Origin of the sequence: Chrysiogenes arsenatis DSM 11915, from assembly GCF_000469585.1 — a bacterium.
Taxonomy (GTDB): Bacteria; Chrysiogenota; Chrysiogenetes; order Chrysiogenales; family Chrysiogenaceae; genus Chrysiogenes; species Chrysiogenes arsenatis.
Genome location: NZ_AWNK01000011.1, coordinates 67,245 through 90,670 on the forward strand (window position 1 = coordinate 67,245; position 23,426 = coordinate 90,670).

Consider the following 23,426-nt stretch of genomic DNA (forward strand, 5'->3'; position numbering starts at 1 on the left):
GCTAAAGATAAAGTGGTTTCCTAAGGGGTCTATTGCGATGCTCTCAACATTGGTAATGTTTTTTTCGGTCTCCATTGTTTTTTCATTTTTGTGTTCCTTGTGGGAGGCCGTCTTGTTAAGCATTTCGCCTTCCTATATGCAGGTAAAGTTGAATGAAGAGGGGAAAGTTGGCTCTATCTTAAAGGGATTCAAAGAGAATATTGATCGCCCTTTGGCGGCTATTTTGACGGTCAACACCATCGCGCATACGGCCGGAGCCATTGGTGTCGGTCAAGAAGCCACCAAAATATGGGCAGATAGCAGCCCCATCGTGACCGGCCTCGTGGTGCCAGCAGTTATGACAGCGGCAATCCTTATTCTTTCGGAAATTATCCCCAAGACAATTGGCGCCAACAACTGGAGGCTGTTGGCACCATTTACGGTACGCAGTCTAGATATTGTTATTAAAATTACTTTTCCTATTATCTGGGCTTGCCAACTGATCACACGAGTGTTTAATTCAAGCAAGGAAAAGAACGTGTTCAGCCGGACTGATTTTTTAGCAATGATCCAGATTGGTTCCAAAGAAGGTTCTTTGGACGAAGCGGAGAGCAAATTTATCCATAACCTTCTGCATTTCAGAAATTATAAAGTCAAAGATGTTATGACACCACGTACCGTAACCGTATCCGCTCCGCAAGACATGACAGCGCGAGCGTTTTATGACAGGCAAGACGAGCTTGTTTTCTCGCGCATTCCACTGAAGGAGAATCATGACCAAGAGACAATTGTGGGCTATATACTGAAAGACGAAGTGCTTGAGCACTTAATTGATGAACACACAGATAAAGAGTTACGCCATTTTAAACGGGACATCATCTCAGTTCCAGAAAATTACAGTATTTTTCAGCTCTTTAATGATTTCATCCACCAGCGCGAACACATTGCGCTGGTGATTGATGACTTTGGTGGAATGTCCGGCCTTGTGACCATGGAGGATGTTGTTGAAACTCTACTCGGTGCAGAGATTGTGGATGAAACCGATAAGATCGTCGATTTGCAGGATATGGCAAAAAAGCAATGGAAAAGCCGCTATAAAAAAATGACCGCCCAGCAGAATAAGGAAAAAGGAACTCCAGTGCCTCCTTCGGTTTCCGTGTAAAACGCAACCAAAGGAGAACACGGAAGCAACCAAACCTCGTGTACTTACAAAAAATCTAATAACGCACGGTTAAAGCTTGCTGAATCTTCCATATTGCAAATATGCCCAGTGGCCGGAATCGTAACGAGTTTGGCGCCGGGGATTTGTTTGGCCATATCCTCAGATGCGGATGGTGGAATGGCGTTATCTTCCGCACCACAAATCACCAAGGTTGGCACCGTAATCGTTGGGAGCAACGCACGACGATCAGGGCGGTCACGCATCGCCAAAAGGTTTTGCACCGTTCCCGACACACTCGCCCGCATCATGATGTCGTGATATAAGTGTTTCTCTAAATACTTATCTGTCTCTGACCCTAAAAGCTTGCGAATAAAAACATCCGCCGCCGCTTTCACGCCATTATGTCCCACTTGGTCAGCCAACTTTGTGCGCGATTCCTGTGCTTCTTCGCTGTCAGCTTCGGCGCGAGTAACAATCAACATCAGTTTTTCAAATAATTCCGGGCGCTGCGCATACAGCGCAAGCGTTACATACCCACCCATAGACATGCCACCAATGGCAGCTTTTTTGATCTGAAGATGGTCAAGCAACTCGCCAATCACCATGGCAAGCGAGTCTATCGAGCCAACTTCACTCGTAATATCAGAACGCCCAAACCCCGGCAAATCAACCGTTATGACAGAAAATCCAGCCTGCACCAGCGGGTCGATTTGTGGTCGCCACATAGCACTCGAAAGGGGAAAACCGTGAATTAACAACACCGAACGCGTACCCGTGCCGTGTAACTCGTAATACATTTTGCCGTGTCCGTTGACGAAAAACATGGCTTTCACCTCCAAAAAATAGTGTGACCTATGAAAACAATACCATATTTTACTGGCAAATGAAGAGAATTCGGGCGGGTTTATTACTCCTCATACCACAATTCGATTCAAGGGAATGTCAGCAACATCACACCGAAATATCATCTTGTTAAAATATTCTCCTTTTACTGTAGTTTCCTTCAGTTACATTACCGCTTCTTTCACAGTAAATTTTTACCGTGCTTGCGAGCATAGGTTTGCATCCTCCGGAGGAAACCATGGATTTCGAAAAATTTCTCGAGAAGATCACGCAGGCTAAAACACCCCGACAAGCACTCTCCGAAGCACAACAATACCTTTCCACTTGGGGCGTTGTCGGTATTGCCTATGCTGGTCGCCACATTCCACAGCCATTCCTTTACAGTGGGCGCGAACTTACCCGCTGGTCAGAGCGCTACTTAGATCAAGATTATATCAGCATTGACCCTGTAGTCATTGCTACCCGCCACTCTTTACTCCCTATCGAATGGTGTGCTTTTAAACCGCTGGACTGGTTTAATGATGCCCAACGCACACTCTTTGCGGAAGCCGCAGCTCACGGTCAAGAGAATGGTCTGCTCATACCATTCCGTGAAGAAGCTGGCGGCGTGGCCGTCGTAGCGTATTTTTTTGGCACCAACCCACCCGTCACCGACAGTGAGCGTAAGGCACTGTTGATAATGACGGCGTTATACCTTCATGAACGGGTAAAGGTTTCCCCCCTTGCTTCAACCATTGCAACCGCACAACATTCGTTAAGTCTTCGGGAAATGGAGTGTTTTGCGGGCGTTCAGGCAGGGCAGACGTATGCCCAAATAGGAAAAAAACTCGGCATTACTGAGCGAACCGTCACCTTCCATCTGCATAATGGTCGCGACAAACTGGGAGCGAGCACGGTTACTCATGCGATAACAATGGCGCTCCAACAAGGCTTACTGAGCAACAATGCTTCTCATAATTCATCAGAAAAGCCGCTACGAAGTGATGAAACAATTTTTCCATCCAAAAACAGTACTCTCTCCCCTACAGATCTCGCAATGACACAATGGAAAGTCTCGCAAATGAGCGAGATGATTTCTGCCATCGCTCACCATTGGCGCCAACCACTCACCGTGATCTCACTTTCCATTCAGAATATTCTCGAAGAGTACAAAGCAAATGAATTAACCGCCGCAAGCCTTGAAGAGATCTCAGCCATCGCTTTGGCGTCGGTGGGGAAAATGTCGCAAACTATTTTTGATCTTACTGCCCACAGTTACTTGCGTAGTGGACTTCACTCGACATGCGCCTTGCGGGAAACGATGGAAACCGTTTGTTTTCTGTATCCAGAACTTGAAGCGTTACAAATCGAAGTCACCGGATATTTTTTAAAGCAGCGTCCCAAACCCGTTCATTTGTGGCGAGCAGGCAACCGACGGCTCATGGTGAACTTACCTATGGCGGGTCTGCGTCAAGTCATCTTCAATCTTATTGCGAATGCGAGGGATGCGATTATCGCAAAGCGGCGTGTCACGGCTCACAATTTTGCGGGAGCAATACGAATCAAAATCAAAGTTATCAATGACTTCGTGGCCATTAGCGTGGAAGACAACGGTGGTGGCATTCAACATGGGGCATTGAAACGTATTTTTGAGCCATTTTTTACTACCAAAGAACGGTGTGTCGGGACGGGAATTATTTCGGGCTCAGGGTTGGGCTTGTACCAAGCAAAGCTCATAGTAGAAGCACAAGCTGGGGGGACCATTTACGCTAAAAACGGAACCAATGGGGCAGTGATCACCATAGCACTCCCCATAGCAGAGAATAGGCAATAAACAGAGTCAAAAAGTCACAGGGGGAGGTTAGGTTATGTGCATTTTGGGGAAGTTTAAAAAAATATTCGCTTTATCGCAGTCCATTGCGATGGTCTGCCTGATGGGACTATCTGCCTATGCGTGGGCAAACGACCAGCGTCGGGAAGTGGCCTTCATCGACGCTGGTATTGCCGATTATCAGACGCTGATGGAAGCAATACCGCCTACCACCGTGGTTTATCTACTGGACCCATCGCGCGATGGTGTGCAACAGATGGCAGACATTTTAGCGGAGCAAAATGCTTTGGACGCCATTCACATCCTGTCGCACGGCAGTGCTGGCGAAAAACAGATCGGCACGGCACGGCTCAATACGCACACACTTGAATATTATCACCATGATCTCAAACAGATCGGCCAGAGCCTGCAACCTGGTGGGGATATCTTGCTCTATGGATGTGAGGTGGCAAGCGGGGAAAGCGGAAGAAAATTTATTGATTTACTCTCAAAGCTTACAAAGGCCAATATTGCGGCCTCTACCAATAAAACTGGAGCAAGCGCCAAACATGGAGATTGGATGTTGGAAGCAGGCTCTAAAAACAGCTTAGCTCTGCAATTTGATCATTATCCACATACATTGCAAATACCATCAGATGGCCTCTACACGTTCGCTAATGCCAATCAGAATCCTGATGGTACTGTTTCAACCGCAGATGATTTTTTTATTGTTGATAGATTGGATGGCAGTGGTGCGAGCAAAGCTACCCAAGCTGACGAATTTGGCGCCTATATTGAGGATGAAACGGAGTCGACTACAACGTATACCTCGTATTTAGAAGTCAGAGTTGCGCTGACTGGAAGTTTCTACCTAACGAATGCAACTATAGGCGAGTATAACCAAGATGGTACTTCTCCGCACAATAACTTCACAAGTGTATACCTCGCTGGTTATGCCAATGGTGTAAGAGTATGTGAAACTACACCAATCAGCAGCATTGGAGCTTACGAAACAGCATATACCATCGACTACTCTCCTTGCTTTAATACACTCATGGACAGCTTTAGAGCGTATTACACGATGAGTGTAGGTGACCGGCAGGACAATTTTAATCTTATTGATTTTACATTATCCGGCGCTTCGACAAATTCCGTGAGTGACACCACTCCCCCTACCTTCGCCATTGCCCCCGCCGCTTCCAACATCACCGCAATCAGCTTTGATCTTTCCGCCAGCCTTGATGAGGCTGGTAGCATCTACTATGTTGCTCTTGCCGACGGTGCTGCAGTACCAAGTTCGGCTGATGTAAAGGCTGCTACGGCTGCTGGCGGCGGTTCTGCACTGGCGTCTGGGAATGCGGCAGCTACATCCGACCCATACAGCCACACGTTCAACGTTTCCGGCCTCCTTGCGAGTACAACGTATGATGTTTATGTTGTTGCAGAGGATGATGAAAATACACCAAACCTGATGGCATCGCCAATTTTGGTCAAAGTGACTACTACGGCTCCTCCCGCACCAACATTTGTTGCACTGGACGGCGACACCATGGAATGGGCCGGCAATACTGAGACTGTTTCCCTCGCAACGTCCGTCACGACTTCGGACACGTTTCGCAATGCGCTGAACGGTGGCAGTGGCGACTATGAAGGGGTGACGCTCCGCGTCCAGCGCATACAGAATGGTGCGCCGGATCCAACCATTCACGACATATTTGGTATAGAGCACTCCGGTACGAGTTTCGCTCTCGTTGGCAATGCCATCCAGGTTAACGGAACCGGGCAGACGTTTGCGACATTCACCAACAATGGCGGCGTATTGGCAATCACCTTTAGCACTATCGGCACTATTCCTACGACCGCGAGAGTGCAGGAAGTGCTCCGCAGTATTACCTACCGCAACGATAGGCCTTACGGTGATGCCACACTCCGTTTCGCGTTTGAGGCGGGTGGCGATAGCAGTCATGCCGATGTCACCGTGCTGAGTTCAACCATTTATGTTGACCGGGAAGCATTTGACGACGACGGCGATGCCGCCGACGGCTTTAACCTTGCCGAAGCACTCGCCATCGCTCAGGACGGCGATACCATTCTTCTGCTGGACGGCACGTATCGTGGTCAGTTCCTAGCGACTACCGCGGTTACAATCAACGCAGCTCTCGGTGACAACGGGGTGGTAACGCTGGAAGCACCAGACTCTTCCGATCTGGTCTATTCACCTCAGGATATGCTGACCAATAATGGGCGGCATCGCTATCCTATCCTCGATCTCAGAACGGCGGTGCCGGGACAAGGAGTAGTGAGCGTCAGCAATATCGTAGTTGATGGGCGCTATCACGCCATTGACGATGAACATAACGCCAACGAAGACCTGATTGGAATCGGCATCTTTGACACGCGAGCGACTCTTGATAGTGTTGAAGTGCGCAACATCGCGGCGCTCCGCAACGATACCGGAGAACTGTCTGGATTCAGCGAGAACTTTGGCATAGCTGTTGAAGGGAGCGACACGCTAGAAGAGCGGATCACCGTTACCATTCGAAACTCTACCTTCAGCTCCATCCAGAAAACTGCCCTTATTGCTTGGGGGCCGAAACTCCATATGGTCATTGAGGACAACACCTTCACCGGTGATGGGGTATACGGGCGCTCTGGCCAGAACGGGATGCAGATTGGTTCCAGTGGCCTGCGAACAGGAACGACAGCAGAAATTAGACGCAACACGCTACGCGAATATGATTTTGACCACGAGTCATATTCAGGAACAGGCATTTTGCTGCGCATGACAGATACCGTGGAGGTGTCTGATAACACCGTTACCGTCACTGGCCGTACTGCTGCCGCGAACAGAGGGATCGGCGTCGACATTATGGAAGTATCCGCACCCGTCACGGTTCGTGGCAACACGTTTGAAAACCTCGCGTTAGGTGTCCTGATTGAATCGCCGTACGGTACGCTGTATCACGGCGAACATACCATTGAGCAGAACAATTTCAACTCCAGCTATCAAGCCGTTTCCAACCCCGTTGCTGGGCCGCAGAATCGCCTGCTGATCACGCAAAGCAGTGCGGCTTCGGTAACCAATGGGCTTGGATTCTTGGAGTTTATTCTGAATGATGCGGATGACGTTTTCATTGATACTGGCGCGGCACCGTCATGGGTCAGTGGCGGTAGTGGCTCAGATACTATCACCACGGGCAGTGGCAGTGACACGCTTGAAGGTGGATCTGGCAATGATACCCTGACTGGCGGAGCGGGGAGCGATGTCTTTTTGTACGATACAACGGACAACGGTATCGACCTTATTACTGATTTCGGTGCTGGTGATCGCATTCGCGTCAACACACAGGATTTCGCTGGTGGAACCGTTACCCTTGGCAACGGGACAAATGTCGCTGCCAGTTCAGTGCAGGTTGCGGTAGATGGAAACGAAACCCGCCTGTATATCGACACCATCGGAACTGCGGGAGCCCCAGAGTTGGAAATCCGGCTGACGGGCGTCTATGGCGTGGAGCATTTCACGCTGAGTGGCAGTGATATTGTGTTTACGACACCGATTTATACCGTAAACTTCAGTGCTGGTGGAACGGTTGTTGAGAGTGCCGAAGCACTCTATGGCGATACCATCGAACTCCCCACGCCGAGTGCGCAGGAAAACCACGAGTTTATTGGCTGGTATAAAAATTCCGGACTTACACAACTCTTCGACCCGGCAACGGACACCATCACTGGCAATACCACCCTGTACGCAAAATTCGTCGAAATATTTATTTTTGATACCGCCGAAGGGACGATTCTTGACTACAAGGGAACGGCCACTCACGTGGTTATCCCAACTCAGATTTACGGCTACGATGTTGTGCGCATTGGCGCTGCAGGCACCAACACCTGCCCACTCCTTTTCCGCTGCAAGGAGCTTGAGAGTGTGGTTATCCCAGAAGGGGTGCAAATCATCGGCTCAAATGCTTTCAACGACGCCAACCTGACTGCCGTTACCCTGCCCAGTACATTGGAAACGATCGAAAATGGAGCATTCGCCCTGAACACCTTTGCCGGTTTCAGCGTGAATATCCCCGAAAACGTGAAGTACATTGGCGATCACGCTTTCTACAACAGTGGGCTTGCTGGTGCAACGCTCCCAACGGATCTGGCATTCCTTGGTGAGCATGCCTTTGGATTAAACCAGATCGCTGCGATCACTATTCCGTCCGGCATTGGCACCATCCAACGTGGGGTTTTCTGGCGCAATCAACTGACACACGTTACTATTCCTGAAGGAATTACCAGTATTGCCGGAAGCGCCTTCAACGACAACCAACTCGAATCGGTCACGCTTCCAGAGGGGATTACCAGTATTGGCGATTATGCCTTTGCTCAAAACGAACTGGCAGCGCTCTCCATTCCCGCCACGGTGCAACTCATTGATGAATATGCTTTCTACAACAATAAAATTGTCGACCTCACGCTGAATGGCGACAGCTTGGAGACCATCGAAGTGCAGGCGTTCCGTGACAACCTGATTGAAGCAGTCACCCTGCCGACCAGTCTTGTCCACGTCGGGGCATACGCCTTTGGTGACAATCCGAATCTTACTCAAGTAACGATTGGCTCAGGAGTGGCACTGGAAGACTACTTCACCAATCCAAATTGGTGGTTCGAGCATGCTTATACGAACTGGTACAACAAAGAAGACGGCACCTACGTGTATCGTTACGTTGACAGCACGTCATCCTGGTCATGGATACCGCTGACTCACGCGCTGGCTTTCCACACCAATGGTGGCTCGGAACAAGCCGGACAGAATGTAAAACATAACCGTACCGCTACTGAACCCTCCGATCCGACTCGCGATGGCTATAGTTTTGCTGGCTGGTTTACCGACATTGCGTTGAACGACACGTTTGAGTTCAACACGCTCATTACCACTCCCGCGACCTTGTATGCGAAGTGGAATCCCAACACGTATACGCTGAATTTTGACGCAAATTCCGCTGACGGTGTCAGCGGCAATCTGGATGCCATCACCGTAACGTTCAGCGAGGCCGTCGGGAGCTTGCCAGCACCACAGCGTTCCGGACACAGCTTCGCGGGATGGAATACGCAACCAGATGGCGGGGGAGATACTTTTACTGGGGCAACAGTCTACGTCGATACGAATGACAGCACGCTGTACGCGCAGTGGAGCGTCAGCCAATACACGATAACATTCGCAAGCAACGGTGGTTCGGCAGTGTCTGCGATAACACAGAATTACGGCAGCGCCATCACCGCGCCAGTCGCACCGACCCGCGAGGGCTACACTTTTGCCGGATGGAATCCAGCCGTGCCAAACACCATGCCTGCGGGCGGCGCAACACTGACTGCGCAGTGGACAGTAAACGAATACACTATCACCTTTGATAGTGCTGGTGGGTCAGCTGTTGCCAGCATTACGCAGAACTTCGGCACGGATGTTACGGCTCCCGCTGCACCGACTCGCACTGGCTACACTTTTGCCGGATGGTCACCGGCGGTTCCAACAACCATGGCGGTTGGTGGTGCCGCACTCACCGCACAGTGGAACATCAACCAGTACAGCGTAAGTTTCGTCGACCACGATAGTGCTGTCCTCAAAAGCGACAGCGTCGAGCACGGCAGTGGCGCGACGGCACCAGCCAATCCAACCCGTGTTGGCTATACGTTCACTGGCTGGAGTCCAGCCAGTTTTACCAACATTACTGGCGATACAAGCATCACGGCTCTTTACAGCCTCAACCGTTACCCCATCACGGTTCTTGTCGATGGCCAAGGGATCGTCAGCAGTCCAGATAGTGCCGAGCATGGCAGCACTATCAGCGTGAGCGCCACCGCGAATGCTGGTTACACTTTTATCGAGTGGCAACGTGGTCAAGCAGCGCTGTCATCACTGAACCCTTACCAATTTACTGTTACTGAGACTATCGAGATCACCGCGATTTTCCGCGACATCACTTCGCCCGATAGCGGCGAAATATCTACGCTGCCAACACTCAGTAATCGCGATACCGGTGAATTGCGAGGGCGCGGGGAACCCGGCAGTACGGTGTATCTCTACAATAACAGCAACTTGATCGGTTCACAGGAGATTGATCAAAACGGCGATTGGTCAATTGTGCTCGGCACAGAACATCTTCCCGAAGGAGAAAACCGCTTTAGTATTGTGATTACTGATCTATACGGAAACCGTTCCGACACGTCAGAGTCTGTTCTCTGGCAGATTGATCGCACGGCACCCGATGCTCCCGTCATCAATGGCTTGCCAGCCGTGACGCTGGAAGTGCTGGATCTGACACTCAGCGGTACTGCTGAACCACTCAGCCTTGTGTCTCTCACTCGCAATGGTATCGCCATCGGCACGACCAGCGTCACGGCCAATGGTATTTGGGAATACACCTCATCTTTACCGGGATATGACACCTACGAGTTTGTCGCATACGCCGAAGACATGGCCGGAAACCGTTCCGTAGCCTCATCTACCCTGATGGTCATCGCCAAAGCGCCCGTTACTCCGGGAATTTCTGACGCCCAGTGCGTGCAGGACACCGCTCATGCCATCACGTTTGACGCTATCCGTGGCGCAAATACTACCGCAAACTCCGTGACATCAAACTTAATGCTGAACAGCATTCTGGTAGACTGTGGCGCTCAGGTACAATGGACAAGTTCCCTTCCCGCTGTCATTAGCCACTTTGGTGTTGTTTCGACTCTCCCTTCCGAGCGGAACCGAAACCGTACGGTTACTATGACGGCGGTTATCAGTAAGGGAGCAGCGACAACCGAAAAAGGGCTGCTGCTTACCGTGCCGCAAGCTGGTATTTCGTCAGTTGATATGTTAGCCGCTGACCGCAGTGCACTTACCTTTATCGATATCCGTGGCGTGAACATCGTGCCGCGCGAAATCACAGGGTCTCTGGTATTCCCAACTGCCGGAAAGCTGTATGCAAGTACGATTACATGGAGCGCCAGTCCCACCGGCGTCGTTAATACCATCACCGGTGCGGTAGTGCGGCCAATCTATCCGCATAGCAGCCAAGCTGTCACGCTGGTGGCGCGGATTAGTCGGGACGGACTGGATACCGTTGAAACTTTTGAAATCACGGTTCTCCCGCTTCCGCAGGATGACAATGCTGCCGTTGCCACTGATCGCGCGACACTTTTCCCAGAACTCAAGCTCAATCGCGGCTTGCATCAGGTGGCAACCGCCCTTGGCCTTCCAATAGCGGGAGCCAGTGGGACGACCATTACGTGGCACAGCGACTCGCCGGAATACTTGAGTGTTGCTGGTAACGATGCGATACCGCACCCGCAAGCAGGCGCAACGCATACGGTTCGCTTGACCGCAACGCTTCATAAAGGCACTGCGAGCACAACGCGTATTTTCCTGATTACCATTCCCGGTACGGCAACGGCCTCTGATGAAATCACCGGTATCAGTGCCAATGTTGACTCCATAGAGTTTACCGCAGACGCACACACTGTCACGTTTACTGGTAGCAACGCTACCAGCACTATTGCCAATCACAGCAACTCGAAGGCGGTTGGTCTTGACGGTGATGCTATCAAGAGTGTTGTCGTGCGTAGTGATAACGGCGAAGCTTCGGCGGTACAGCAGGCCACCTTCTACCAAAATAGCAACGGCACTCTGGAAAGTACTATTGATGTAAAACGCGCTGGAGACACATCAGAAAGCAGTCAGGTGCAACTGCGCGTTGCCGCTGGAGTCACCATCAAGGCGGAAATGACCGACAGTGGCGAAGCGGTGATCGCCATCACCACCGGTGCTACACGTTCCACCGTGCGTGTTGATACGAGCGGAGCGGCTATTCATCAGGTTACTCTCAGCGGTCAGGAGACAACCGAAGCCATCTCACGTCTCGCCAACACCACAGTGCGCGTAGACAGCAGCGGCGCCGTGCATACCCAAGCCACTACGCTGCAAAACAATGGCGCGGTTCATGTCAGCGTGATCGGACAAAGTGATGGAACGGCTACCCATGAGCTTACCGTGGGGAATCACATGGTACGAGCTACAAGTCACATTCCTGGTGCCAAAACGGAAGTAAAAGATTCCGGAGAAATTGAAACGCGTGTCAACCTCCTGCCACTCTTTGCTGGCACCCCAGCGGTTACCGTGATTGCCAACCCTGACGGGAGCGCTGAACACCGCGTCACACTCGGAAATGCCTTCAGCAGCGCCAATACGACATTGCCCGGAGCTATCACGGACGTACGCGCCGATACCGTTGAAACCACGGTGACAACCACCATCGGCGGCCATACGATCAAAGCCATTGTCGAAACTCAGGCAAATGGCGAATCGCGCACCCGCTTTGTGCGAATCGACAGTAGTGGCAATCCCGCAGAAATTCAGCCTACCGCCGATCCAACAACGCCATTCGAACTAGGAAACCGAGCGGAAATCAAAGAAAACTTGAACGGTGACCTGATATTTACCGTGAATACCAACGTAACGCGCGAACTGCGGTTCTAAGGAGGACGCCATGAAAATCATCACTTCACGCACACCACTTGCCCTACTCAGTTTGCTTGTAGCACTCCTTACCTTCACCGCCGGTTGCGGCGGCGGAGGTGGCGGCCAGGGAGCGGGTGATGGCGCGGTCAGCGCATCAATGCAAATCGGCACCACGTATACCATCACGCCGGGCGACAGCGTCGTTCCGCAAGGTCCGGCCAACATCACCGTAACCCATATCCTCAACAGCGACTTACGCACTGTGGTACTGCATTCCGGCAGCGCTACCCTACTCAAAGGAGCTTACAGTGTTCAATAATAAAACACTTCTCTTTGCTTTTCTCCTCGCTACTTGTTGCAACACAACTTTCGCTCAAGATACGAACCATCCCCTTCAGGGATGGTTCGTCAAAGGTCACTACACCTATAGCCATAGCACCACCGAATATGGCCAGCCGGGGTTTATGCGGGAAAGCGGCCGACACAGCCATATCTGGGGAGCGAGTGCTGGATATACCGCTACCCGCTGGCAAGCGGGACTGGGATATGACAGCACGACATGGGAAAATGCTGATGCCAAGTTGTACGGCGCTCACCTCAATTACCTGCACCCACTGCAATCAACCAGCCTATTCACGCCATACATCGGCATAAATGTCGGGCAAATAAGAGTCTGGTCGGAGTATCAAAACAAGGGGAACCATTGTGGCACCTACGGCCTGCAGACGGGTCTTTTGATTCCCCTCGCCCCACATGTGTTTGGGGAGCTTGGCTGGCGTTATATCAATACGGATGAGTGCAGTGTCAGCACAGGGGCGCACCGCATGAAAGTCGAGAATATCTCTGGCTCGACGATTGGTATTGGCATTCGCTTTTGACTTTTGACTTTTGTTTCTACCATATTCTCAAAACAGGAATTGCAAACACGGGATAAATTGCCCATAATTAAACCACCGTTCTATTGGACGGAATTTACCGCTGGAGCTGCCCGTGGAAATCCATAACCGTCCAATAGCAGAGCGGATCGAATGGCTGATGACGCACAGTCGTTCCCACTCAGAAACTTTTTGTAGTCCAGAGGCCTCGCTCGCCCGCGAACGCTACCTTGCCGAACACACGACACAACTGATCGTCCTGAAGTGCATGGACGGGCGCATTCATATTCCCTATGCCACGAGAACGCCGCTCGGCATTTTTCGGCCTTTGCGTAACCTTGGCGGTATGTTTAACCTTGGCTGGCCATATTTGGGCGAAGTGTTGACGCATATGGTGCAGGAAGCCGTAGCCGCAGGGCGCCGCTCGCTGATCTTTATTACTTACCACTTTTCTCAAGGGGAAGAATCGCGCGGCTGTGCTGGCTTTCAGTGCGATATGGCAGCGGCCATCCGTCACGCCTACGAAATTCGCGCGCAGGTCGAAGAGACCTTCGGCACACTGCACCAGACCGTCTATCCACTCGTCTGTGGCTTTGAAACCGACGAAGACGCCCTGATCATTCACGGCATCGGCGATGCTGTGCTCAATCTCGGTACGTGGGACGATGCCAACATTGCGCGCCTGCCGCACCACCTGCAAACACTCCTGCCCGACATGCCGGCCTCTATCCGTCGCGATCTGCTCCCACTGTTAATCGGTAATCTGGAGCATATTCAGGAGATGCGACAGACGGCACGGACGCTGGATATCGAACATCGCGAATGGATCATCTGCATTGGTCGTGGTTTTGACTTCCTGCACATCCCCAATATCGCCCTGATTATTGGCCCGTATAGCCCGGATCTAGCTGACCCGATTCAAAAAGCGGCGGGAATCATCAGTGCCAATATGTCAAAGGGGCGAATTCCCAATGATGGATTCTTACTGCTGGCATCGGCACCGTATCAGGAGATGGGGGTTGATCGCGCGCGCGCCACACTCAAGTCGCGCTTTTTGTCGCAGTTTGCGGCGAAGGTGATCGCGTCTGACTACCCCGAACTGGCACGCAAAATGGTGGTGCGCACGGCGGTGCTGAACTGGAATACGCGAGGGTTGGAGTTGATTGAGTAAATCTCATTTGACGTGCTTGATGCAAATGTCAATTAAGGCTATGCTGCCAGGCCGCTGAAGCTTTCGTCAGCACTCTATTCGTAAAAGGAACTTTCAACCTGTGAAAATCGAAAAAGTATACATAAAGACCTACGGATGCCAGATGAATGTCCACGATTCCGAGCGCATCAAAGGGATTTTGGCCGAACATTCCATCGCCCTCGTCGAGACGCCTGAAGCGGCGGATATGGCTGTTTTTAATACCTGTAGCGTGCGTGCGAAAGCGGAGCAAAAAGTTTTTTCCGATATTGGCCGCTTACGCCCGATAAAAAAGAAACGTCCCGACTACAAAATTGCGGTCTGCGGTTGCATTCCTCAGGTACAGCGCGAAGCGCTACTCCAGAAAAATCCCCTGATTGACCTTGTGTTTGGGGTGAATAATATCTCCCGCTTTATGGAATTTGTTACCCAAGCGGAGCTTGGCAAGCGGCACACGCACGTGATCGACGACTATGCGCTTGATGAGTATGAAGTTTCGGCACGGCGCGATGACCCCATGCGCGCCTACGTAACGATTATGAATGGATGCGATAACTTTTGCAGTTACTGCATTGTGCCGTACACGCGTGGCCGCGAGCAATCGCGCCCTGTGGCCGCCATTCTCGATGAATTGCATAGCTTGGTCGCCACTGGTGTGCGCGAAGTGACGTTGCTCGGGCAAAATGTCAATTCCTATCGCGGCCTTGATGGCGCAGGCACGGCCATTACGTTCCCCGAACTACTCAGGCTGGTGCACGCAATTCCCGAACTGGTACGTATTCGTTTTGTGACCTCGCACCCCAAAGATTTTACCGAGGAATTGATAGAGGCCATGAAGTTGCCGCGTATCTGCAAATATCTCCACTTGCCGATTCAGGCAGGATCAGATCGCATTCTTGGCTTAATGAAACGAGGCTACACTGCCGCAGAATATTTAGCCAAAGTCGCGCAACTCAAAGCGGCTATTCCCGACATTGCCCTTTCGTCGGACTTCCTCGTGGGTTTTCCGAGCGAAACAGAAGAGGATTTTCAGGAGACGTTGCGCATCGTCGAAGCGGTCGAATATGCGCAAATCTTTGCGTTCAACTATTCGCCACGCCCCGAAACGGTAGCGGCGAAAATGGAAGAGCAAATTCCCTTTGAGGTGATGAATGAGCGGCTCAATCGCTTATTTGCCAAGCAAAATGAAATTGCAGAACGCGCGCGGCAGCAGTTTGCGGGTCAAACCCTGCCGGTGCTGGTCGAGGGGTGGTCAAAAAACAACACCCAGATGCTTGCCGGACGCACCGATACCAATGCGATAGTGCACTTTGCGGGTGACGATGCGCTGATTGGCACGCTCGTTATGGTTCGCATTACCGATGTGAAATTGTACTCGATGACGGGAGAAGTCGTTCGGTAACTGGCGTGGGGCAGACACACCGCCTGCCCCTGCCGAAAGAGCGTTAGAATGTCCCTTTACCATCTTGTTTTTTATACAATTTGGCGTGGCGAATAATATCACCTTGCACAATATACACCACCTCTTCGGCGATATTGGTGGCATAATCTGCCACCCGCTCTAAGTAGCGCGAAGCGCTCAGGTAGTACATATTTTGTTCAATATGGTCAGGGTTCAGGATAATTTGATCTTTGACCATGCGGTAGTTGTTTTTGTGCATCACATCAACTTCATCGTCCAGCGCAATGGCCTCTTTCGCCCGCTTGCCGTCAAGATGAATCAGGCAGTCAACGCAGGCATCAAGCACTTTTTTCACCTTTGCCGACATTTCATCAATATCAAATGGACTGGTGACACGCAGATGTTTGCTGAGTGAAATAACCATACTGGCCAGATCTTCGGAAAGATCACCGATATTTTCGAGATACGTATTGAATTGAATAAGCGCTATAATAAAGCGCAAATCGGTCGCTACCGGTTGATGCAAAGCGATGACTTTAAAGCACTCCTCCGTGATTCTTACTTCTAAACGGTCTATCTCTTCGTCGCGCAACATAACGCTGTGCGCGAGTGCCACGTCCAGAGTGTTGATCGCCCTGACGGTATTGTCGAAGTTTTCGGTCACGAGGGTGCACATCTCTTCGACTAAGGATTTGAGGCCATCTATTTCACGCAAAAAAATGATCGACATAGCTTTCTCCACTCTTTTCAGATTTCTCTCTTTGGTCGTAATAACGCATTCCTACAGAGACCTTGACGATTACCCAAAACGCCCTGACACGTAATCTTCGGTTACTTTCAACTCGGGATTACTAAAAATCTGCATCGTTGTGCCGTATTCTACGAGCTGTCCAAGATACATAAAGGCGGTATATTTGCTGACGCGCGCGGCTTGCTGCATGTTGTGAGTTACAATTAGCACCGTGTAGCTGCCGCTCAATTGGTCGATCAGATCTTCAATTTTTCCCGTGGCAATCGGGTCAAGGGCGGAGCACGGTTCATCCATCAGCAGCACTTCCGGCTCGGCGGCAATGGCACGCGCCACACATAACCGCTGCTGCTGCCCACCAGAAAGGCCAAGGGCGCTTTCGTGCAAGCGATCTTTCACTTCATTCCAAAGTGCCGATCCTTGCAGCGCCTTTTCGCACACTTCGGCCAGCACCCGCTTATCGCGAATGCCATCAATACGCAACGGATACACAACGTTTTCAAAAATACTCATCGGAAAGGGGTTGGGCTTCTGTGCCACCATCCCCATCCGCTTGCGTAGTTCGATAACATCGACACCGGGCGAGTAGATAGAGTCTTTGTTCAAAAGAATATCCCCTTCAATGCGTACTGAATCGACTAAGTCATTTAAGCGGTTGACGGAGCGCAGCAGCGTCGATTTGCCACATCCTGAAGGGCCAATCAAAGCGGTTACTTTTCCAGCAGGAACGTTCAGGTTGATGTTATGCAGCGCCTGCGCCTGTCCGTAAAAAAGGTTAAAGTTTTTCACTTCAAGAATCGCGGGCGATTCGTTGATTTCTTTGTGAATCACCGGCTCAACCAACACACCACTGGCAATGGTTTTCAGGCGGTCGTCGATCACATTGGTTTTCAAATTCGTGGTGGTCACTGGTTCGGCTATCGTTGCTGTCGTCATGGGTACCTCGCGTATATCGTTTTTACTGTCTGTCACTTTGGGATGCGATGGCTAAAACACATTGGCCACAAATTTACGCCGCAGTCGCGCCCGCAACCAGATAGCGGTTACGTTCAGCAGGGCAACAATGCCTATCAGCAGCGCCGTTGTCGAATACACCATCGGCTTGGCCGCTTCGGAGTTCTGGCTTTGGAATCCAAGGTCAAAGATATGGAAACCAAGGTGCATAAAGCTCCGCTCTAAATGGAAGAAGGGGAAAATCCCATCAACTGGAAGCTCCGGCGCAAGTTTGACGGCACCCACCAGCATCAGCGGTGCCACTTCGCCAGCGCCGCGCGCCATCGCGAGAATCATCCCGGTCATAATCCCTGGCATCGCGCGGGGCAGTACGATCCGCTGAATGGTTTGCCATTTGCTGGCACCACAGGCGTACGACCCTTCACGCATGGAGCGCGGTACAGCCGAAAGCGATTCTTCCGTCGCCACAATAACGACGGGCAATGTCAAGAGCGCCAGCGTGAGTGATGCCCATAAAATCCCGCCGGTGCCGTAGGTTGGGCTGGGGAGTTTTGCTTCAAAAAAGATCGAGTCAATCGTCCCGCCAACGAAGTAGCAGAAGAAACCGACACCAAAAACCCCGAAGACAATACTTGGGACTCCGGAAAGGTTATTAACGGCGATGCGCACGGTACTGACAAGCGGCCCCGGTTTGGCATATTCGCGCAGGTACAGCGCGGCTAAAACGCCAAAAGGGACGACGAGGAGCGACATGATCATGGTCATGACGACGGTGCCGAAAATCGCAGGGAAAACACCCCCTTCGCTATTGGCTTCGCGTGGATCGTCAAACAGGAATTCCGCCCAGCGACTCAAGTAAATCGCTATTCTCGATCCGGTCCCAACATGGTTCGCAGGGTAGGCACGGACGATATCGGCCAGCGCCAGCGTTTTTTGGTGCCCAGTGCTGGTATCGACCACCAAGGCATAGCGGGCGTTTTCCTGATTCAGTTCGGCTATTTGTTTGCGAAACACTTCATATTTTATATTTGCACTGGCATGGAGCGCTTCATACCGTTGATTCACGTCAGACAAAGCGTCGCGCGCCGCACGATACTCGCGGGTTTCGTGCCCTATTCCAAGACGAACGAGAGCATCGTAATTAATTTGAGCTTGGCGCATTTCCAGACGAATCCGCTCCAATTCGTAGTTAATTTTGCCGATTTCTTTGTTTTCAATGCGCCGACGCTGCTCCCAACGGTCACGCACTTCGCTATGGTAGCGCTGAAAAAGGGCGATAATTTCGTGCGGCGCCGTCGCTTTGACTTCGCCATCAATGATAAACGTGCTTGGTACACCGTAAAAACGACCCCACTCCTGCCGCTCAAACGTCATCATCCATTCCGGGTAGCTCTCTTGTTGGACTTCAAAGTCGCTGACCCAGTTAAAGTGCTCGTTTGTCAGTTCAAAATTTCCGGTACGCACCAGCCACCGCTGCGAACGTCCGTCATTTTCTTGTAGCATTTTCGTTATCGCTTCGCGTCGGTTTTCCGGCAATGATCTGAGAACGGTATCGTTGGGGATATAGAGGCTTGAGCGGGTAATTTCGCCGACATGCACCGTACCGTTGTGAAGTTCATACTGCACCACTCTAGATGGCCAGAAGGTTTTCGCTCCCTCCGCAAAGACCAGTATCAACAATCCGGCAATCATCAGAATACAGAGCGCAAGCGCCCCGCCAGTTGCCCACACCAAAGGGTTCCCATAGGCTGGCAAAGAGGTTTTTGATCGTTTCACAAATCGTAGTGGAGCCTTTGTTACCGTGTTCGTCGTTGACATCTCTTGCGCTCCTTACAGTTCAAATGCTTTTTTTCTAAACCGCTGGCGAACCACTTCGGCAACCGTATTCAGCACGAATGTCATGACAAACAAGGTGAGCGCTGCCAGAAACAGCGTGCGGTAATGGGTACTGTGAACGACGGCCTCGGGAAGCTCGACGGCAATATTCGCCGAAAGGGTGCGGAATCCATTAAACAGATTCATCTCCAGTACCGGCGTATTACCTGCCGCCATAAGCACGATCATCGTTTCACCAACGGCGCGTCCAAGTCCAATCATCAACGCCGAAAACAGTCCGCTCATAGCGGTTGGAATAATAATCCGCACCGCCGTTTGCCATGGCGTTGCTCCAGCTGCTAACGATGCCGAACGGAGGTGTTCGGGAACACTGGTCAGCGCATCTTCGGCAAGGGTGTAGATAATCGGGATGATCGCAAACCCCATAATAAAGCCAACGACAAGTGCATTCCGTTGGACATACGTGCCAAAGATCTGACCAACGAGCGGTAAATCGGCACGTGAATCAAAGCCGACCATAGCAATCAACTTTGCTAGCGCGGCGGCCAGAGCAAAGGTGAGCACTAAGCCGACCAAAAACTTGAACAACTCGATGCGGCCAACCTTCTGCGAGTTCTCGGTATTCGCACCGATACGGTCACTGAACGACTCGCTCATCCGCTTCATGCCAAACGCTACCGCTATCGCACTCAGGGGGATGAGCATCAGAAACCATCCAGGGAAACCATCGCCCACACGGCCATTCAGCCACAGTTTAATATCACCGTAAAAAATGACCGATTCGGCCAGTGGCCCAACAACACTCGCCAGAAAAATTCCCAACGGCAAGGCAACCAAAAAAATGAAATAAAAGCGGTATTCGCTCAGGCGAATAATTTTTTCTGTCGGCAATAACTGCATAAGGTAGGCGCAGAGCAAAAATGCTATCGGAATCGTAAGAAAGGCACTGAGCACGGCTGGCACCGATCCCTCAACAAAAGGGGCAATCGTCAGTGCTGCCAAAAATCCAAGCACAACACTCGGCAAACTGGCCATCACTTCAACTACGGGCTTGACCCGCGCACGAATTTTGCGATTTAAGAATTCACTGGTGTAAATGGCCGCCATCAAAGCAATCGGCGCTCCGAAAAGCATAGAGTAAAACGTCGCCTTGAGCGTGCCAAAGATTAATGGAATCAAACCGTACTTTGGCTCAAAGTCATCCGTACCACTTGATGATTGCCAAACGTGCTCTGCCTCTGCCGAAGTTTCATAGCGGGTTTTGCTAAAAAGTGACTTCCACGTCGCTTCGATGTGTGGCGCGTGAAGTTCAAACAACACCCCTTTTTCCTGATTAAAAACAGCGAATTTATCGTTCTTCGGTGAAATGGCAAGTGCCTGAATCGGCGAATCGCCAATACTCGTATGCAGCACTTCACGATCCGTCGTTACGTGGAAAATCCGTACCGAACCATCAGCATATCCCGCGAGGAACATCCGTTTGCGGTAGGAAGAGATGATGCTTGTCACCGGAGATCCACTTCCCGCAAATTGTGATGCATTCACCAACAAGGCACCATCTGCACTGGTAGCATTATCTGGCTTAATGCGAAACCATGTGGTCACGTTCCCTTGAGAATCGCCAACCAGCAATGTTTGACGCCCGAGCAGTGGTTCAACTTTCGTAATATACCGGCTCGAATCGCCAACCATCTCCAGCTCTTCGGCAATCACTGGAGCTTCGATGATACGCGAATCTATCCGCACCACGTGGCCATCTTTCCAGATGACATACACGGTGTCGCCAATTTCCGAAAGATAGAGAAACTCCGGCTGGCCTTTCCTGTCAAAATACTCTAGGTGGATACTGCCTGAAGCCAGCGAAGTGGTTGTTTTGCCCGTCAATAAATTGCGCCGTTTGGTCACAGAACTAATATTCAAATCACCGTTGACCGATAATGTCGCCAGCAACGTCCCATTCGCACGCACAATGCGGTCGACTAAAAGAATAGAATCACCCGCCGCTCCGGCAATCGGGTCATCAAGCTGATACCGAACCGTGTACGCGCGAAACTGTCCGCTGGGCGTTTTTTCCGCCAAGCCGTTTTCCAGTACAATCAACTCACCTTCAGGCGTATGACGAAGTGCTTCGTCGATACTTTCTTGTTCACGGAATTCGACCGTAAAGCCTATTTCTCCAAAAACAACGGAACCATCGGCAAAGCCATACGTAACGGTTCCGGTGATATTGTCATAGTGATAGGCGGTAGGTTCTGCATCGGGAAAAAATAACACTTTTTTCATGATCGCGCCGGTATCAACACGGAAAATATCAAGTTCCGTACCGTTATTCACACCGGAAAATCCTACCGTATTGTACTCATTGATCGCGATAAAACTCGACGAGGTTGTCTCCATCGCACCAAAAGTTGCAAGCGGCTTTGCTGTTTCCGACTGAAAAAGCGGAACAACAACGGAGCCAAGAAAGATAAACACGGTGGCTACCGCTAAAACCGTCCCAATTCCCCCGATGGTGATAAATAGTCGTGAAAAAAACTCGGCCAACTTTACCCGCAAACTTGTTTTCCGCCTACGATAGACGCCGGTAAATGTAGAAGTCGCCATGTGATAGTGTCCTGTCATAAATTTATTACGGTTGCTCCATCTCACCACACCTATGGCGGAACGAAACAATGCCTTCGGCAAAAACTGCAAAAACGGGAGCACGTATGCCCCCGTTTTCGTCACAATACGTAGCGTGTTACTTCGCCATGTATTCTTCGATAATTTCCTTGTCAGGCGACTTCACGGTCATCCCCTTTGGTCCGCCACCAGGGATAACAACAAACTTTGCCAGTTCACCATTTTTCTGAAAATCAGCAAGATCCTTCGATCCTTCCTTCAAAATCCACAGACGTCCATCTTCAAGAAATGTTACGAAACCCGCCTTGGCGTATTCAGGTGCTGGGGTAGATTTTGCAAAGGCTAAACCCGCTATGCAGAGAACTATTAAGAGAGCAAGTACAGAGTTTTTCATTGAATTATCTCCTTTTTCTATTGAAAGTTATTTAATACCGACATTGGATAGCTGCTCTACTGCAATCGTGTTAGACACGGGGAAATAGCCATCTTTCACGACGTCTTCCTGTCCCTGTTTACTAAAGACATACTTAATGAACTCAGCGCGCAGCGGGTCAAGCTGACTCCCAGGCTGGTGGTTGACATACACATACAGGAAGCGGGCAAGTGGATATTCGCCGGTGTACGCGAATGCGGGTTCAGCCGGAACACAAGTAGCATTCGGGCCAGTTGCCAGTGCTACCGTTTTCACGTCAGCCGTTTTGTAGCCAATACCACTATAGCCAATACCAAACTTTTCGCTGGCAACACCCTGAACAACTGACGAGCTACCTGGCTGCTCCTTCACGGTATCTTTATAATCGCCCTTGAAAAGCGCGTTTTCTTTGAAGTATCCGTAGGTACCAGAAGCCGCATTACGACCATAAAGGCTGATCGGTTTATCCGCCCATTCGCCAGTCAAACCCAACTGACCCCAGTTCGTAATGTCACTTGAATGACCACCGCGACGGTCTTTAGAAAACACCGCATCAACCTGTTGTAACGTCATGCACTCAATGGGGTTATCTTTGTTCACATACACCGCAAGCATATCAATGCTGGTGCCAAGTTCGGTTGGCTTGTAGCCATATTTCTTTTCAAAGTTGTCAATTTCTTTGCCGTTCATGGCGCGGCTCATCGGGCCAAATTGAGCGGTACCAGCAATAAGCGCCGCTGGAGCCGTGGAAGACCCTTTGCCTTCAATTTCGATTTTTACGTTTGGATAGTGCTTCAAAAAGCCCTCTGCCCACAGCGTCATCTCATTATTCATGGAGTCGGAACCAACACTTTTCAAGCTGCCGGAAACGCCCTGGACTGGCTTGTAAGAAGGAAGTTTTGGATCAACAAGACTGGATGCGATCGCGGCGGCAGGGATAACCGTGGCCGCTGCAAGAGCGAGGGCGGTAAACGTAATCTTTTTCGACATAGTGGAATCTCCTTGCGATTATTGCTGTCGCCAGCGGTTGCAATAAAACACACCTGCTGTCATGGAGTTCCGAAGAAAATGTCAATTTTCTGTAAAATGAAATTTTCCTACTTTTAAAGCAGGCAGACGAGCCC

At 50.8% G+C, this 23,426-nt stretch carries 14 protein-coding genes; 7 read left to right on the forward strand and 7 right to left on the reverse strand.

All coding sequences use genetic code 11. From position 1 onward, the window contains the following. The first annotated feature begins 55 nt into the window (after positions 1 to 55). Complete coding sequence (locus tag P304_RS14935) at positions 56 to 1,141, forward strand: CNNM domain-containing protein (protein WP_269077607.1); 1,086 nt, start codon at positions 56 to 58, stop codon at positions 1,139 to 1,141. 44 nt (positions 1,142 to 1,185) lie between these two features. Here P304_RS14935 and P304_RS0109355 read toward each other — a convergent pair whose 3' ends face one another. Further along, the gene (locus P304_RS0109355) at positions 1,186 to 1,965 is read right to left on the reverse strand and encodes an alpha/beta fold hydrolase (protein WP_051321570.1); all 780 of its coding nucleotides are present in this window, start codon (positions 1,963 to 1,965) and stop codon (positions 1,186 to 1,188) included. A 257-nt stretch (positions 1,966 to 2,222) separates the two neighbouring features. Here P304_RS0109355 and P304_RS0109360 point away from each other — a divergent pair, with 257 nt between their 5' ends. From P304_RS0109360 to miaB, 6 genes are all read left to right on the forward strand, one after another. Further along, complete coding sequence (locus tag P304_RS0109360) at positions 2,223 to 3,797, forward strand: ATP-binding protein (protein WP_027390332.1); 1,575 nt, start codon at positions 2,223 to 2,225, stop codon at positions 3,795 to 3,797. 34 nt (positions 3,798 to 3,831) lie between these two features. Next, the gene (locus tag P304_RS0109365; protein WP_027390333.1) at positions 3,832 to 12,282 is read left to right on the forward strand and encodes an InlB B-repeat-containing protein; all 8,451 of its coding nucleotides are present in this window, start codon (positions 3,832 to 3,834) and stop codon (positions 12,280 to 12,282) included. A 10-nt stretch (positions 12,283 to 12,292) separates the two neighbouring features. After that, entirely contained in the window at positions 12,293 to 12,583 is a 291-nt protein-coding gene (locus P304_RS0109370) for a hypothetical protein (protein WP_027390334.1), read from the forward strand. Then, positions 12,573 to 13,142, forward strand: coding sequence for an outer membrane beta-barrel protein (locus tag P304_RS0109375; protein WP_027390335.1), 570 nt, complete (start codon positions 12,573 to 12,575; stop codon positions 13,140 to 13,142). The genes P304_RS0109370 and P304_RS0109375 overlap by 11 nt, the downstream gene beginning before the upstream one ends. 157 nt (positions 13,143 to 13,299) lie before the next feature. Next, positions 13,300 to 14,310, forward strand: coding sequence for a carboxysome shell carbonic anhydrase domain-containg protein (locus P304_RS0109380; protein WP_051321580.1), 1,011 nt, complete (start codon positions 13,300 to 13,302; stop codon positions 14,308 to 14,310). Positions 14,311 to 14,410: 100 nt separating this feature from the next. Continuing rightward, complete coding sequence (miaB, locus tag P304_RS0109385) at positions 14,411 to 15,730, forward strand: tRNA (N6-isopentenyl adenosine(37)-C2)-methylthiotransferase MiaB (RefSeq protein ID WP_034765000.1); 1,320 nt, start codon at positions 14,411 to 14,413, stop codon at positions 15,728 to 15,730. 43 nt (positions 15,731 to 15,773) lie between these two features. Here miaB and phoU read toward each other — a convergent pair whose 3' ends face one another. The 6 genes from phoU to P304_RS0109415 all read right to left on the reverse strand — a co-directional run bounded on the left by phoU (position 15,774) and on the right by P304_RS0109415 (position 23,292). After that, positions 15,774 to 16,460 (reverse strand): phosphate signaling complex protein PhoU, encoded by a 687-nt coding sequence (gene phoU / locus P304_RS0109390; protein ID WP_027390338.1) that lies wholly within the window; start codon positions 16,458 to 16,460, stop codon positions 15,774 to 15,776. Positions 16,461 to 16,529: 69 nt separating this feature from the next. Beyond that, positions 16,530 to 17,414: a phosphate ABC transporter ATP-binding protein PstB gene (gene pstB / locus P304_RS0109395; protein ID WP_152514522.1), complete on the reverse strand. Its 885-nt coding sequence runs from the start codon at positions 17,412 to 17,414 to the stop codon at positions 16,530 to 16,532. Positions 17,415 to 17,465: 51 nt separating this feature from the next. After that, the gene (gene pstA / locus P304_RS0109400) at positions 17,466 to 19,250 is read right to left on the reverse strand and encodes a phosphate ABC transporter permease PstA (protein ID WP_051321571.1); all 1,785 of its coding nucleotides are present in this window, start codon (positions 19,248 to 19,250) and stop codon (positions 17,466 to 17,468) included. A 12-nt stretch (positions 19,251 to 19,262) separates the two neighbouring features. Continuing rightward, entirely contained in the window at positions 19,263 to 21,872 is a 2,610-nt protein-coding gene (locus P304_RS16930; protein ID WP_027390341.1) for an ABC transporter permease subunit, read from the reverse strand. Between the two features lie 136 nt (positions 21,873 to 22,008). Beyond that, entirely contained in the window at positions 22,009 to 22,284 is a 276-nt protein-coding gene (locus P304_RS0109410; RefSeq protein ID WP_027390342.1) for a hypothetical protein, read from the reverse strand. 27 nt (positions 22,285 to 22,311) lie between these two features. Further along, positions 22,312 to 23,292, reverse strand: a complete 981-nt coding sequence (locus P304_RS0109415; RefSeq protein ID WP_027390343.1) for a PstS family phosphate ABC transporter substrate-binding protein — start codon at positions 23,290 to 23,292, stop codon at positions 22,312 to 22,314. Positions 23,293 to 23,426 lie beyond the last annotated feature (134 nt).